Here is a 15,851-nt window from a genome sequence, read left to right as displayed (position 1 = left end):
GAATGATTGAATTGCTGATAAGTATATACATGATGTAAGCACATTCACTCATTCAAAATTCACTCATTCAAAATTAAAAATCGCTGGTAAACATTCTCTCATTCAAACTTCAATCATTCAAAATTTAAAACATAAGATGAGCGATCAGAAATTAAATATAGAATCAAGAATTACCCTTTTAGGCGCAGGTCCCGGCGATCCGGATTTACTGACTTTAAAAGGCGTAAAAGCATTGCAAACTGCTGATGTGGTATTGTACGATGCCTTAACCAACGAAGCTTTATTGGAGCATGCCCCGGCAGAAGCCATTAAAGTTTATGTTGGAAAACGTTCGGGTGAGCATTCTTATCCGCAGGATACCATCAATAAATTAATGATCGATTATGCCTTAAACTATGGCCATGTAGTACGTTTAAAAGGTGGCGATCCTTTTGTTTTTGGCAGGGGATACGAAGAACTGGATTATGCAGCATCATACAGCATTCCGGTAAGTGTAATTCCAGGCATTTCGAGTTCGATCGGTGTACCGGGTTTACAGCAGATTCCGGTTACGCATCGTGGCATGAGCGAAAGTTTCTGGGTAATCACCGGAACTACAACTTCTGGTGAAGTTTCTGCAGATATTTACCAGGCAGCGCAATCGAATGCTACTGTAGTGGTGCTGATGGGATTAAAAAAACTGCCTAAGATTGTAGAGATTTTTAAAGCCGCAGGCAAACACAATTTGCCAACAGCCGTAGTGCAGAATGGATCGGCAGAGGATGAACGATTAGTTGTAGGCGTAGTAGAAACCATCGAAAGTTTAGTGCAACAGGAAAATATTAAGGCCCCGGCTTTATTAATTTTTGGAGAAGTTGTATCATTACATCCGTCATTTAAGAAATTAATTAAACAATATGCAAGTATTGCCTAACCAACCTGATAATGTAGAATCTTTTTCGGAGGAAGAAAAAGGTAACCAGCTTTTTCCAGTTTTTGTAAAGCTGAATACGCTGCGTACATTATTAATTGGGGCAGGTAATATCGGGCTCGAGAAATTAACAGCGATTGTAAATAATAGCCACAGTGCTACCATTACCATTGTTGCAGAAATCGTATCGCCTGAGGTTTATGCACTTATTGCAAATTACCCGCTGATAAAGGTGAAGCAGAAAAGTTTTGATATCAACGACCTGGATGATATCGATATTGTTTTCGCGGCAACCAATAACAATATTTTAAATGAAGAGATCAGAAAGGTAACGCACGAGCGTGGTTTGCTGATTAATGTAGCCGATAAACCCGAACTTTGCGATTTCTACCTGGGATCAATCGTTCAAAAAGGAGATTTAAAAATTGCGATTTCTACAAACGGAAAATCGCCTACCATTGCCAAACGTTTAAAGCAGATTTTAAACGAAGGTTTGCCAGAAGAACTGGACGAAACATTACAGAATATGAGTGCTTTGCGTCAGACTTTAAACGGCGATTTTTCTGCAAAGGTTAAAAAACTTAATAAAGTTACCCAGAGTTTAATCAATCCTAAAAAGAGTTTTGCTGAGCGAAATATTAAATGGTTGATCTGGGTAGCTGCAGTTTTACTGCTTGGGGCAATCGGACTTTCCTTATGGAATACCGAGCCGGAGTTTCAGTCATTCCTGATTAATATAGATCCATTATTCTACTGGTTTTTAGGGGCAGGGTTTTTATTTGCCTTAATTGATGGCGCAATCGGTATGTCGTATGGCGTTACTACGGCATCTTTTTCGCTGGCCATGGGTTTACCACCGGCATCGGCCAGTATGGCTATCCATATTTCGGAAGTAATGAGCAACGGGATTGCCGGCTGGATGCATTACCGCATGGGTAACGTAAACTGGAAGCTTTTTAAGATATTAATTCTTCCGGCCATCATTGGTGCGGTATTAGGTGCCTATATTTTATCTTCATTAGAACATTACAGCAGTTATGTTAAACCGGTTGTTGCGGTTTACACCTTATTTTTAGGTGCTGTTATTTTAATGAAAGCTTTTAACATTAAAAGAAAAAAAGCTGACCAGAAAATCAAGAAAATTGGTTTGTTGGGCTTTTTTGGTGGTTTTATCGATGCAGCTTTTGGTGGTGGCTGGGGATCGATCGTTTTATCGAGTTTGATTGCCGGCGGTCGTCACCCTTTGTTTTCATTGGGAACTGTAAAAATAAGTCGTTTTTTTATTGCTACCCTCAGTTCGCTTACCTTTTTTACCATGCTTGGTGGCAAACACTGGGAAGCAGTTGTAGGGTTAATTATCGGTAGTGCAATTGCATCGCCGATTGCGGCAAAAGTATCGAACAAAATTTCGGCAAAAACCATTATGGTAGCTGTTGGAATTATCGTAATGATTGTAAGCTTGCGCAGCGTAATTATGTTTATTTTAAAATTAATTTAGTGATGGACAACCTTGAGGAGATAAAAGCAGCACTGGCAGGTTTAAGTACAATTGATAAATTGAAGTTTTTGGCAGATCAATATGCCGGCCGTATTATATTTTCGACCAGTTTTGGCTGGGAAGACCAGGCCATTACCCACTTGATTTTTGCCAATAACATTCCGATCAAAGTTTTTACCTTAGAGACCGGTCGCCTGTTTCCCGAAACCTATTACGTTTGGAACCGTACCCTCGAAATTTATAACAAGCCGATCTATGCTTATTATCCGCAAAATGAGCTGTTACAGGATATGGTGAACACCAAAGGCCCGAGCAGCTTTTACGAATCGGTAGAAAACAGGAAGGAGTGCTGTTACATCCGTAAAATCGAACCCTTAAAAAGAGCATTAAAAGGGAACGAAATCTGGATAACAGGAATCAGGGCCGATCAGAGTGCCAATCGTGAGGATATGCACGATTTGGAATGGGATGAAGGCAATCAATTGGTTAAATTTCACCCTATTTTCGATTGGACTTTGGAAGATGTAAAAACCTACATTAAAGAAAATAACATCGTTTATAATACCTTGCACGATAAAGGTTTCCCGAGTATAGGATGCGCCCCATGTACAAGGGCAGTACAGCCGGGCGAAGATTTTAGGGCCGGAAGATGGTGGTGGGAAGACCAGAGCAAAAAAGAATGTGGTTTACATGCCGCTTCCTGAGGAAAAATGTAAAATGGAAGATGTGAAATGGATGATGGGGAACCGCTCAATTGAGCTAACCACGGCAACCTTTCAACTTAACAACAACAACAACAAATATAACAAGTTGAATAATTAAGCGATTTAACATTCAATCATTCAACAATTAAACATTTCAACAATTGTAATGAGTACATATAATTTTGATTATTTAGATGAACTGGAGGCCGAAGCCATTCACATTTTGCGTGAAGTAGCAGGTCAGTTTGAAAAACCGGCCTTGTTATTTTCGGGTGGGAAAGATTCGATTACTTTAGTTCGTTTAGCAGAAAAAGCATTCCGTCCGGGGAAATTTCCTTTTCCTTTGGTACACATAGACACCGGCCATAATTTCGAAGAAACCATCACTTACCGTGACCAAATGGTAGAAAGAATTGGCGAAAAATTAATCATTGGTTCAGTGCAGGAATCGATAGATCAGGGTAAAGTGGTAGAGCAAACCGGTAAAAATGCCAGTAGAAATGCTTTACAAACAGTAACCTTGCTCGATACGATTGCGAAATACGGTTTTGATGCCTGTATTGGCGGCGCCCGCAGGGATGAAGAAAAAGCTAGGGCCAAAGAACGTATTTTCTCTGTTCGTGACGAATTCGGTCAGTGGGATCCAAAACGTCAGCGCCCGGAACTTTGGAACATTTATAACGGTAAGATCCATAAAGGTGAAAATATCCGGGTGTTCCCGATCAGCAACTGGACAGAATTAGATGTCTGGAATTATATCCGCAGGGAGAAAATTGATCTGCCAAGTATTTATTTTTCACACGAACGTGATTGTATTACCAGAAACGGACAATTGATGGCCGCTTCTCCGTTTTTAAATATGGATAATGAGGATATTGTTGAGCGTAAACAGGTGCGTTTCCGTACAGTTGGCGATATGTCGTGCACAGCTGCGGTAGAATCGGATGCATTTTTGATCGACGATATTATTTTGGAAATCAGTGCCTCTAAAATTTCAGAACGTGGTGCCCGTATGGACGATAAAGTTTCTGAAGCCGCAATGGAAGACAGGAAAAAGGGAGGGTATTTTTAGGAGAGAATGAAGTATTTAGTATCAAGTATCAAGATTGAAAAATTCTCTTGATACTAATGTCTTAATACTCGATACTAAATACCCGATACTAAAAAAGCCAACCCAAGCATTAAAACATTTCAACATTAAAACATTACAACAATCGTGAACATATTAAAATTTTTCACAGCAGGCAGCGTAGATGATGGTAAAAGTACCCTGATTGGCCGTTTGTTATACGATACAGATTCTATTTTAGCCGATCAGTTAGAAGCTTTACAGAGTTCTAACCGCAAAAACGACGACGGATCCATAGATCTTGCCATTCTTACCGATGGTTTAAGAGCAGAGCGCGAGCAGGGCATCACCATTGATGTAGCCTATAAATACTTTCAAACAGAAAAACGTAAATTTATTATAGCCGATACCCCGGGGCATATCCAGTACACCAGGAACATGGTTACAGGTGCTTCAACGGCGAATCTGGCTATTATTTTAATCGATGCCCGTAACGGTGTAGTGGAGCAGACTATCCGCCACTCTTATATTGTTTCCTTACTGGGAATTAAACATGTGGTGGTTTGTATCAACAAAATGGATATGGTTGATTACAGCGAAACGGTTTACAGTTCGATTATAGAGAAGTACAAAATTTTAGCTCAGCAGTTAAAACTGGCTGATATCACTTATATTCCTGTGAGTGCTTTAAAAGGCGATAATGTGGTACAGGCTTCTGAAAATATGGACTGGTACGAAGGCGAAAGCTTGCTGCATTTCTTAGAGAAAGTAGATACCGATAGCTTAGACAAATCGCAACTGGCACGTATGCCTGTACAATGGGTAGTAAGACCACAAACGGAAGAACTGCACGATTACCGCGGTTATGCCGGCCGGGTTTTAAGCGGAACCTTTAACATAAATGATAAGGTTACAGTTCTTCCATCAGGAGCCAGTTCTACCGTAGAAAAAATCGATTTTTTTGATCAAACACTTGATGCTGCACATGCTGGTCAGTCGGTGATTATCCATTTAAAAGATGATGTAGACATTAGCCGTGGTGATAGCATTGTAAATGCCTCTGCTTTACCTCAGGAATCAAAACTGATCGAGGCTGACCTTTGCTGGATGGATACCCGCGCACTCGATACTTCAATTATGTACAACATTCAGCATAACAGCAAGATCACGAAGTGTAAAATCAGCGAAATTTTGCATAAAGTTGATATCAATACATTGGAGAAACATGCGGCTGATGAATTTAAATTAAATGATATCGGCCGCGTAATTGTAAAAACTGCCGATGCTTTAGCCTTTGATTTATACGACGATAACCGCGCCAATGGTTCAGCCATACTAGTTGATCCACGCACCAATTTAACTGTTGGTGCTTTGATGTTCAGGGCGGCAGTGGAGTAAGATGTAAGATGGAAAATGGATGATGTAGGATGGATGATGGGGGAATAAACAATAACCAATTTTCAATTAGCAAGTGTTTTAAAAGTTAGCCATGAAGATTGTTAACGCGGAAAATCTAAAGCGGTTTGTCATCTTGAGCGTAGTCGAAGGATTTTTTGGCCGTGTTAAATCCTTAATGTTGTTAATGTTGGAAGAATTGAAGATGGAAAACGATCAATAAATGCTTGATTCTAAAATCCTACAATCCTGAAAATCATACAGTGAAGAACCACAACCAAATATAATAATGAAAGCTTTAGATTCATCTAAAGTGAAAGCAATTTCGATGGGGTGCCAAATGGTTAGCCCCATTTTTCGTTTAAGGTTTTTTGTATCTTTATTATGGAAATGTTCCTAAAAGCTCATCTTCCTGTTATAACTTAATCCTGAAAACATGAAAAGAAATCTTTTATACCTCGTTTTTGCCGCTGTTCCATTTGTTTTTGCCTGTAACTCATCAGAGAAAAAGGCCGATACCGCAAAAAAGGATTCCGTTATCAATCAAAGCTGTTATGCTGCTTTTTTTGAGAAAGATAGTGCCGCTATGATTGTGAAAACCATGTTGTCGGGCAAGGTAACGGGATCGCTATTGGTGAAGTATGCAGATAAACCGCAGAATAATGGAAAGATAACAGGGAAGTTTAATGGCGATACCTTATTGGTTGACTATCGCTTTAATACCGGAGGCGATACCACTAAAGCTTTTACCAATCCGCTGGCATTTTTAAAGAAAGATGGTAAATTGATTATGGGCGTTGCACAGATTGAAACCACATTGGGCCGATCGTATTTTGTTAAAGGCAAACCGATTAATTATGAAGCCGGCAAATTTACTTTTGCAGAAGTAAACTGTAAATAGAATTTATCATCCTGCTATACCGTCATTTCGAGCGGAGTGCAACGCAGTCGAGAAATCTGTCGAGGTAAATCTCTCTCCCGAATATTCGGGACTGCGTTCCAGTGTCGAGATGACGACTATTTGAAGACTCTTAATCACGTTCAGAATGACAGGTAAAAATTATTTTAAAATAAATTACGACAATTCCTATAGACTTTATATATTTGTATAATTAAACAAACGTATAACGAGCATAAACTTTCTGTTATGATTTTGAATAAAGTAGAAAAAGCGAACATTGAACCAAAAATTACTTTAATAGGTGCTGGTCCTGGCGATCCGGATTTATTTAGTTTAAAAGGTGTTAAAGCATTAAAAACAGCTGATGTTGTTTTATATGATGCAAATGTGAACGAAGCTTTATTGTGTCATGCACCAGATGGTATTCCGAAAGTTTATGTGGGCAAACGTTCTGATGATGAATCTTTCTCTCAGGATGCAGTTAACAAGCTGATTATTGATTATGCTTTAAACTATGGCCATGTGGTACGTTTAAAAAGCGGCGATCCGTTTTTCTTTGCAAAAGGATATGAAGAAATTGATGCGGCAGAATCGTACAGTATTCCGACTGAAATTATCCCGGGTATTTCGAGTGCAACCGGTGCGCCAAGTCTGCAAAAAATCCCGATGATTTACAAAGACCTAAGCGAAAGTTTCTGGGCAGTAACCGGAACAAATAGCAGGGGCGAAATTTCTGAGGATTTATATATTGCTGCAAAAACCAAAGCGACCATTGTAGTTTTAAACGGAATTGAAAAAGTAAAAGAAATTGCTGCGATTTTTCAGGCAGAAAATAAAAACCTGTTGCCTGTTGCGGTAATCCAGAACGGCTCTACGCCACAGGAAAAAATTGCAATAGGTATTGTAGATACCATTGCCGAAATTGTTGAAGATAAAAAAATTGATGCGCCTGCGTTATTGGTTTTTGGTGATGTGGTTTCACTTCACCCTCAGTTTCAACCGATCCGCGATTTTTACGAAATCATCGCCGAAGAGTACTAGATATTTTTAAACCAAAAATATATTTGTTTTGTTGTTAAAAACCGCTTATGGATTTAAGCGGTTTTTTCGTTTTTAATGTCCCGCAGATATAAGATAATAATCACATAGCATACTTTCTGGATGTTTCTTAGAACTTACGATGTTGTTAAGCCTGATTGAAACGTAAAGCCCACAGCGCAGCGAGGACTTGCAGTGGAAAGCAGGACTACCTTCCGCCACGGAGAAACCTACCACTCACTTTCTAATAAAAAAGCTAAGTAATTGGTATGAATCAGATCTCTCTGCTTTGCGACGGTAAGGACGACTATTTTTCCTTTAAAATAACAACTAATAATATAATTTACATTATTTGCAAAGCTCAAAACAATTAGTAACTTACTTGGGTTATCTACACCAAATAGTTGATGGAAATTATACATATAAGCGCCGAGTGTTACCCTGTTGCAAAAGTTGGCGGATTAGCCGATGTGGTAGGGGCCTTACCAAAATACCAGAATAAACTGGGCCATATAGCCAAAGTGGTTGTGCCGGCTTACGATACAAAATTTATCCGCGAAAGCGAATTCGAAGTTACTTACGATGCCTGGGCAAACTATGGCAATCATCATTTTCAATACCGCATTTTAAAAGAAAAAACCAATAAACTTGGGTTCGATTTATACGTGATCCATATTCAGGGATTAACCGATCGCCCGAATGTTTATGGCTATGGTGATGATACCGAACGTTTTATTGCCTTTCAGATTGCTACACTCGATTGGATTGTGCAATGGGAGCACCGTCCGGATGTAATTCACTGTCACGATCACCATACGGGTTTAATTCCGTTTATGGTTTCTAATTCTGTAAAATACAAGCCTATTAGTGGCGTTCCAACGGTTTTAACGATCCATAATGCGCAATATCAGGGACAGTTTGGATGGGATAAATTATATTATCTGCCTGCTTTTGATTTATGGAAAGGTGGTTTATTGGGTTGGGAAGATGCAATTAATCCATTGGCTTCGGCCATTAAATGTGCCTGGAGGGTAACTACCGTTTCGCCAACTTACCTGGAAGAAATGATGGGTAATGCCCGCGGATTGGAAAGTTTATTGAGGCAGGAGCGCTGGAAATCTGTCGGAATTTTAAATGGGATCGACAGCGAAGTATGGAATCCGGAAACTGACCCGATGCTGGGTAAAAATTACAATCTAAAAACAGTAGAAGCTGGAAAACTGGCAAACAAAACAGCCCTCTGCAATGTTTTTCAATTAGATCCGTCTAAACCGTTATTTACTTTTATAGGCAGACTGGTCGATGAAAAGGGAGCTGACATTCTACCAGATATTTTTTACACCGCGCTGCAGCAACATGGCGATAACATTAATATTCTGGTTTTAGGTTCGGGAGAAAATTGGGTTGAGGGACGATTAAACCAGTTAAAGGATCTTTTTGGTGGCAGATACAATGTTTACATCGGTTACAATGAACAGGTATCGCACGAGATGTATGCCGGGGCAGATTTTCTGCTCATGCCATCGAGGGTTGAGCCATGCGGACTAAACCAGCTTTACGCTTTGCGTTACGGAACAGTACCAATTGTACGCAGGGTTGGAGGATTAAGAGATACAGTAATTGATATTGGCGACAATGGTTTCGGCATCTGCCACGATCAAACGAGTATATGGGATGTAACGCATTCTATAAACCGCGCCGTTGGATTTTACAATGATAAAAAAGCTTTTAAAGCTGTTAGAAAAACAATGATGAAAATCGATCATTCTTGGGATAGGGCAGCATTAAATTATATAGAATTATACCAAAAATTAAAATAAGCTTAAGCATGACTGACAAAGTTTTAGGCGTTATCCTTGGCGGTGGCCAGGGCTCTAGATTATCGCCACTAACACAAACACGTTCAAAACCGGCAGTTCCGATTGCAGGTAAATACCGTTTGGTAGACATTCCAATTTCGAACTGTCTTAATTCGGGTATCCACCGTATGTTTGTGTTAACACAGTTTAATTCGGCATCCCTAAACAAGCACATTAAAAACACGTATCACTTTAGCCATTTTAGTACGGCTTTTGTTGATATTTTGGCGGCTGAACAAACTGTGCAGAACTCAGGTTGGTTTCAAGGTACAGCAGATGCAGTCCGTCAGTGTATGCATCACATTGTTTCGCATGAGTTCGATTACATTTTAATCTTATCAGGAGATCAGTTGTACCAGATGGATTTTAAAGATATGATCGAAAAACATATCGAAGCGAATGCGGAAATTACCATTGCAACCATTCCGGTTACGGCAAAAGATGCTACTGATTTTGGTATATTAAAGGCTGATGATGAAAACATGATCACCTCTTTTATCGAAAAACCAAAAACGGGCTTGGAAGACTGGGTTTCGGATACGGGTGAAGAAATGCAGGGCGAAGGCCGTAATTTTCTGGCCTCGATGGGTATTTATGTTTTTAACCGCGAATACCTGATCAATATCTTAAATGAAAACGAAGAGGAAAAAGATTTTGGTAAAGAAATTTTGCCAAGGGCAATTACTCAGAGCAGGGTTTTAAGCTATCAGTACGAAGGTTATTGGACTGATATCGGTAATATCTCATCTTTCTTTGAAGCCAATTTAGGCTTAACGGACGAAATTCCTAAGTTTAATATGTTCGATAGCAACCACGCCATCTTTACCAGGGCGAGGATGTTGCCGCCTTCGAAAATTTCGGGTACTACTTTAGACAAAACCATTATTGCCGAGGGTTGTATTATTCAGGCCAGCAAGGTAGAACATGCTGTTTTGGGTATCCGTTCGAGGATTGGAAAAGATACGGTAATTACCAATGCCTATATTATGGGCAGCGACAGGTACCAGACGCTGGAAGAGATACAGGAAGAGAATAATAAAGGAAATTCTTTAATCGGTATTGGTGATCGTTGTTTTATTAATAACGCCATCATCGATAAAAACTGCCGCATTGGTAACGATGTAAAAATTAACGGCGGCGACCATTTAGAAGATGGAGATTTTGAACTTTATGCCGTTAAAGATGGTATTGTGGTAATTAAAAAAGGCGCTGTTGTACCAAGTGGAACAGTAATTTAAGATAATCATTATCATTAACTGAGCCAGTCGCGATTTTTTCGTGACTGTCTTTTTTATTGCTGATTGTCATTCTGAACGAAGTGAAGAATCTTTAAAAGCAAAAATGTCTAACTAATATTGTAAGGTCAATGGTGTGGTTCTTGACTTGCAGATTCTTCGTTGCACTCAGAATGACAGCCTTAGATAAAAACTGCGAAGTCTTTTCGTTCAGTCTTTTTTGTCATTCTGAACGAAGTGAAGAATCTTTAGAAGCAAAATGTCTAACTAATATTGTGAGGTCAATTATGTGGTTCTTGCTTGCAGATTCTTCGTTGCACTCAGAATGACAGCTTTAGTTAAAACCTGCGAGGTCTTTTTCGTTCAGTCTTTTTTTGTCATTCTGAACGAAGTGAAGAATCTTTAAAAGCAAAATATCTAAATACTATTGTGAGGTCAATTTTGTGGTTCTTGACTTGCAGATTCTTCGTTGCACTCAGAATGACAGCCATAGTTAAAACCTGCGAGGTCTTTTCGTTCAGTCTTTTGTTTGTCATTCTGAACGAATTGAAGAATCTTTAAAAGCAAAATGCCTAAATAATATTGTGAGGTCAATTGTGTGGTTCTTGACTTGCAGATTCTTCGGTGCACTCAGAATGACAGCCTTAGTTAAACCCTGCGAGGTCTTTTCGTTAAGTCTTTTTGTTTGTCATTCTGAACGAAGTGAAGAATCTTTAAAAGCAAAATGCCTAAATAATATTGTGAGGTCAATTGTGTGGTTCTTGACTTGCAGATTCTTCGGTGCACTCAGAATGACAGCCTTAGTTAAACCCTGCCAGGTCTTTTTCGTTTTCTATCCAACATTTTCCCCATAAGCTTGTTAGTAAAATAAACAAAAAATAGCTTATGGCCGAACAGCACCTTTATCAAACAGGAATTATAGGAAATTGCGCTTTCATTGCACACGTAAATAAAAATACTGATATCTCATGGCTTTGCTGGCCACGTTTCGATAGTCCGTTTGTTTTTGGGAGTTTATTGGATAAGAAAAAAGGAGGTGAATTTTCAATCCTGCCACAGGGCGAATTTACCTCCAACCAATATTATATCGAAAATACCAATGTTTTACGTACTGAAATAACCGCTGAAGACGGAAAATACCGGATAACTGATTTTGCTCCACGTTTTCACCTTTACGAACGCTATTTTAAACCTTTAATGTTCATCAGAAAAATTGAACCTCTGGAAGGAAATCCGCGTATCACAATAAAATGTGAGCCGGTTTGCGATTATGGAAAAGGGAAAATGAAATCGAGCAGGGGAAGTAACCACATCGATTATTTGGGTTGTGATGAAAATATCCGTTTAAGTACCAATGTATCGCTTACCTATATCATCGATGAAAAAGCTTTTGTACTCAACGAAGCTAAATACCTCATCATGACTTACGGTCAGAATCTTGAAGCTCCGGTAGTGAGTACGGCAGAAAATTTTCTCCGTGAAACCGTTGCTTACTGGCGTTTGTGGATCAAACATTCATCCATTGCAGGCTTTTACCAGCCATTTGTGATCCGCTCGGCCCTGGTTTTAAAAATACATCAGTATGAAGATACGGGCGCTATCATCGCAGCCAGTACCACGAGTTTGCCCGAATCGCCCGGAAGTACCCGAAACTGGGATTACCGTTATTGCTGGTTGCGCGATTCGCATTATGTATTGACTTCGTTAAACCACATCGGGCATTTTGAGGAGATGGAAAAGTATTTTAATTACCTTTCTGATATTTCGCATGCAGAGGATACACGATACCAACCTTTATACGGCATTGCAGGTGAAAGGGAAATTACGGAACGCACTTTAGATCATTTGGAAGGTTATAAAGGCGAACAACCGATCAGAATTGGAAACCAGGCTTACGAACACATTCAGAATGATATTTACGGACAGGTTTTAATTTCGATGCTGCCGCTTTATACCGATCACCGTTTTGTATTTTCAGAACGTAGCGATTCGGTAAAATGGATAGAAAGTGTACTCTCTAAAATTGAACGGACCATTGATGAAAAAGATGCGGGAATCTGGGAGTTCAGGAATATTGCCAATGTGCATTGTTACAGTAATCTGTTTCAGTGGGCAGGTGCCCAGGCAGCTTTAAAAATGGCAAAAACCATTGGTAATGCAGATTTTGAAAAACGTGCAGAGGTGTTAATCGATAAAGCTGCAGCACACATCGAAGCCTGTTACGATCCGGAAAGAAAAGTTTATACGAATGCTGTAGGAAGTTCGCATTTAGATGCCAGTACTTTGCAGCTGATTATGATGAACTACCTTGATCCGGCTTCAGACCGTGCAAAAGACCATTTAATTGCATTAGAAAAGGAATTAAAAACCGAGGATGGTTTATTTTACCGTTACCTGCATGCCGATGATTTTGGGAAACCAAAAACTACGTTTTTAATCTGTGCATTCTGGTATGTTGAAGCCCTTGCCTGCGTAGGCCGGACTGATGAGGCAATTAAGGAGTTCGAAAACATCATTAAATATTGTAATCATTTGCTATTGTTTAGTGAAGATGTTGATGCAAAAACCGGTAGTCAGTGGGGAAACTTTCCGCAGGCTTATAGCCATGTGGGATTGATGAATGCGGCTTACCGCATTGCAATTAAACTGGATAGACCGATATTTTTGTAATCAATACCTTATTTTCAGTTGTGATGTTAGGGTTTTAACCACAGATGTACATAGATTAACACGGATTTTTATCTGTGTGCATTCTTTTTATCTGTGGTTAAATTATTTTAGCTTTTTAATCATTATCGGTAGGTGTCACACCGAAGGAAAACAGATTAATATTAAAAAAGGTCTGTGGGGACACAGACCTTGGTGTTAAATTCCAATTAACATAAAGCTTTGACAACTTTAATTATACACAATGCATTAAAGTTGTCAAAGTTATTATAAAGAAGGTCTGTGGGGACACAGACCTTTGTGTTAGACTTCACTGCGTTTCGCTCGAAATGACGGTTTATTTAACCGCGCTCCACAAACTCTTCCTTCACCAAACTCCACAGTAATTTTCTTACTTCCTTAAAGTCGTTAAGGTAATATTTAGCTTCAGAAATGTTATTGCCTACCTTAATGGTAAAAGCTTCATCCGGTAGCGCCCTGAAGATATCTTCATCAGTATGGTCATCGCCGAGTGCGAGAATAAAATCAGGATCTTTATCGTATAGCCAGTTTAAAGCAGCTTTTCCTTTATTTACCTCCATATTTTTAAACTCAATTACCTTGTTACCCGGCATCAGTTGCAGACCCTTATCTGCTGCGAGGATTTTCATGTGGCTGATAATTTCATTGGCCCTTAAATCACCCAATCCTTCTTCCGCTTTGCGGTAGTGCCATACCAAAGAATAACTTTTTTCTTCAATAAACGATCCCGGGGTGCGGTCGGTATAGGTTTCTAACAAGGTTCTGATTTCCTGTTTCCATTGATCGGTAAGTAGGGGGAGACTATTCCATTTATCTCCGTATGATTTTTGCCATGCACCATGCTCGGCAATCAGGTCGACCTTTAAATGGCCAAACCAGTTTTCTAAAGTTTCATGCCTCCTTCCACTAATAATAACAACCTTATTGGCCTTATCAAGTGTCAGGTTTTCGATTAAATCATAAAGTTCGGCATCCGGAGAGGCATCATCAATATTTCCGGTAAAATCTACCAGTGTACCATCATAGTCCAAAAATAGAACCCTGTCGGATGTTTTAGCATATTTTGCGGCAATTACCTCGTTAATGGTATTTACGGCATGTTTTGTTAGTAACGATTTTTGAGAATCTTTCACTTCGTTTAATCTTAAAATAAAATTATTTACCCAATGTTTTACATTGAATTTTTCTACAGTTGCACGCATGGCAGTCATACGCTGTTTTTGTTCTTCCAAAGGCATTTTTAATGCGGTTACTATGGCTTCCATAATGTCGCCCAGGTTATTCGGGTTCACAATTACCGCATCCGTTAACTCTTTGGATGCACCAGCCATCTCACTGAGAATCAGTACACCATCGTTGTTGTTTCTGCTGGCCACATATTCCTTACTCACCAAATTCATTCCATCGCGCATCGGCGTAACCAGACAAATGTCTGCGGTAGCATAAAGTGACGATAATACTTCAATAGGGAAAGAGCGATAAAAATAATTAACCGGAATCCAGTTGATGGAGCGATAACGTGCATTTAAATTGCCCACAAACTGATCAATCTGATCCCTCAGGTCGCTGTATTGCGGTACCGTATCGCGTGAGGGAACCACAATCATAAAAAGCTCAATTTTACCAATATATTCAGGGTGGAGTTGCAGCAATAATTCTAAAGCTTTTAATCGTTCTAAAATTCCTTTGCTGTAATCTAAGCGGTCGATGGAAAGGATTACTTTCATATCTTCTTTTCCGGTCCTGAAATAATCGATTTCTTTTTTTACTTCATCGCTGGCAGTTAAATTTGAAAACTTATCATAATCTATTCCCATCGGGAAAGCTTCTACAACGATTTGCCTTTCATTGCTGTTGAGCACGTTTGATGATGAATTTACCGGGAGCAATCGTGTTGCCGTGCTGATAAAATGGCGCACATCATCGTAAGTATGGAAACCGATTAAATCGGCGCCGGTTAATCCGTTTAAGATTTCTTCGCGCCATGGGATTAACCTGAATATTTCATAAGAAGGGAAGGGGATATGCTGAAAGAAACCAATGGTAGCATTTGGTAGTTTTGCTCTCAGAATGCCCGGTAAAAGGAGCAGCTGATAATCCTGGATCCAGATTTTATCTCTTCTTTGGAGCACCTGCATAGCGCTTTTAGCAAATTTTTCGTTTACTGATTTGTAGCAGTCCCAATAAGTTTGCTCAAAATGGGCGTAAGTAACTACGTAATGAAATACGGGCCATAACACCTCGTTTGAAAAACCTTCGTAATATAAATTGATTTCGTTTTGGGTAAGGAAAACCGGATAGAGATTTAATTCGGCGAGTTTTTGTGTAACTTCTTCCTGACGTTCTTCAGGAACCTCGATTCCGGGCCAACCTATCCAGATGGAACTGCCTGATTTATACACGTCGCCGAGGCCGGTGGCAAGTCCGCCCTCGCTGGGAATAAACGTGTATTCGTCGTTTTCTTCAATGATTTTAACGGGTAGTCTGTTCGATATTATAACTGTCTTCATGCTTGTATTTGATGTATCTACATCATTAAAAGCATATCAAATTG

At 39.5% G+C, this 15,851-nt stretch carries 11 protein-coding genes; 10 read left to right on the top strand and 1 reads right to left on the bottom strand.

The features are described 5' to 3' along the window. Window positions 1-136 precede the first annotated feature (136 nt). The 10 genes from cobA (ACTJKC_RS22920) to ACTJKC_RS22875 all read left to right on the top strand — a co-directional run bounded on the left by cobA (ACTJKC_RS22920) (window position 137) and on the right by ACTJKC_RS22875 (window position 13,279). Window positions 137-913, top strand: coding sequence for a uroporphyrinogen-III C-methyltransferase (cobA, locus tag ACTJKC_RS22920; protein ID WP_440795655.1), 777 nt, complete (start codon window positions 137-139; stop codon window positions 911-913). Then, the gene (locus tag ACTJKC_RS22915; RefSeq protein WP_440795653.1) at window positions 897-2,408 is read left to right on the top strand and encodes a TSUP family transporter; all 1,512 of its coding nucleotides are present in this window, start codon (window positions 897-899) and stop codon (window positions 2,406-2,408) included. The genes cobA (ACTJKC_RS22920) and ACTJKC_RS22915 overlap by 17 nt, the downstream gene beginning before the upstream one ends. Before the next feature lie 2 nt (window positions 2,409-2,410). Further along, the gene (locus tag ACTJKC_RS22910; protein ID WP_440795651.1) at window positions 2,411-3,112 is read left to right on the top strand and encodes a phosphoadenylyl-sulfate reductase; all 702 of its coding nucleotides are present in this window, start codon (window positions 2,411-2,413) and stop codon (window positions 3,110-3,112) included. A gap of 166 nt (window positions 3,113-3,278) precedes the next feature. Then, window positions 3,279-4,184 carry a sulfate adenylyltransferase subunit CysD gene (gene cysD / locus ACTJKC_RS22905; protein ID WP_440795649.1) on the top strand — a complete coding sequence of 302 codons (906 nt, stop codon included), beginning with the start codon at window positions 3,279-3,281 and terminating at the stop codon, window positions 4,182-4,184. 144 nt (window positions 4,185-4,328) lie between these two features. Further along, window positions 4,329-5,579 (top strand): sulfate adenylyltransferase subunit 1, encoded by a 1,251-nt coding sequence (locus tag ACTJKC_RS22900; RefSeq protein ID WP_440795647.1) that lies wholly within the window; start codon window positions 4,329-4,331, stop codon window positions 5,577-5,579. Between the two features lie 433 nt (window positions 5,580-6,012). Further along, window positions 6,013-6,477 (top strand): hypothetical protein, encoded by a 465-nt coding sequence (locus tag ACTJKC_RS22895; protein ID WP_440795645.1) that lies wholly within the window; start codon window positions 6,013-6,015, stop codon window positions 6,475-6,477. Window positions 6,478-6,723: 246 nt separating this feature from the next. Further along, the gene (gene cobA, locus ACTJKC_RS22890; RefSeq protein WP_025142977.1) at window positions 6,724-7,518 is read left to right on the top strand and encodes a uroporphyrinogen-III C-methyltransferase; all 795 of its coding nucleotides are present in this window, start codon (window positions 6,724-6,726) and stop codon (window positions 7,516-7,518) included. A 404-nt stretch (window positions 7,519-7,922) separates the two neighbouring features. Beyond that, window positions 7,923-9,335 carry a glycogen synthase gene (locus tag ACTJKC_RS22885; protein WP_440795643.1) on the top strand — a complete coding sequence of 471 codons (1,413 nt, stop codon included), beginning with the start codon at window positions 7,923-7,925 and terminating at the stop codon, window positions 9,333-9,335. 8 nt (window positions 9,336-9,343) lie between these two features. Next, window positions 9,344-10,612 (top strand): glucose-1-phosphate adenylyltransferase, encoded by a 1,269-nt coding sequence (locus tag ACTJKC_RS22880; protein ID WP_344849767.1) that lies wholly within the window; start codon window positions 9,344-9,346, stop codon window positions 10,610-10,612. Between the two features lie 882 nt (window positions 10,613-11,494). Then, window positions 11,495-13,279: a glycoside hydrolase family 15 protein gene (locus tag ACTJKC_RS22875; RefSeq protein ID WP_440795640.1), complete on the top strand. Its 1,785-nt coding sequence runs from the start codon at window positions 11,495-11,497 to the stop codon at window positions 13,277-13,279. Window positions 13,280-13,617: 338 nt separating this feature from the next. Here ACTJKC_RS22875 and ACTJKC_RS22870 read toward each other — a convergent pair whose 3' ends face one another. Further along, entirely contained in the window at window positions 13,618-15,807 is a 2,190-nt protein-coding gene (locus tag ACTJKC_RS22870) for a bifunctional alpha,alpha-trehalose-phosphate synthase (UDP-forming)/trehalose-phosphatase (RefSeq protein ID WP_440795639.1), read from the bottom strand. Between the last annotated feature and the right edge of the window lie 44 nt (window positions 15,808-15,851).

The organism is Pedobacter sp. 22226 (assembly GCF_052045455.1).
Classification (GTDB): domain Bacteria; phylum Bacteroidota; class Bacteroidia; order Sphingobacteriales; family Sphingobacteriaceae; genus Pedobacter; species Pedobacter jeongneungensis.
The sequence above is the reverse complement of the archived record's forward strand: the minus strand, read 5'-3'. Positions and strand labels throughout refer to the sequence as shown.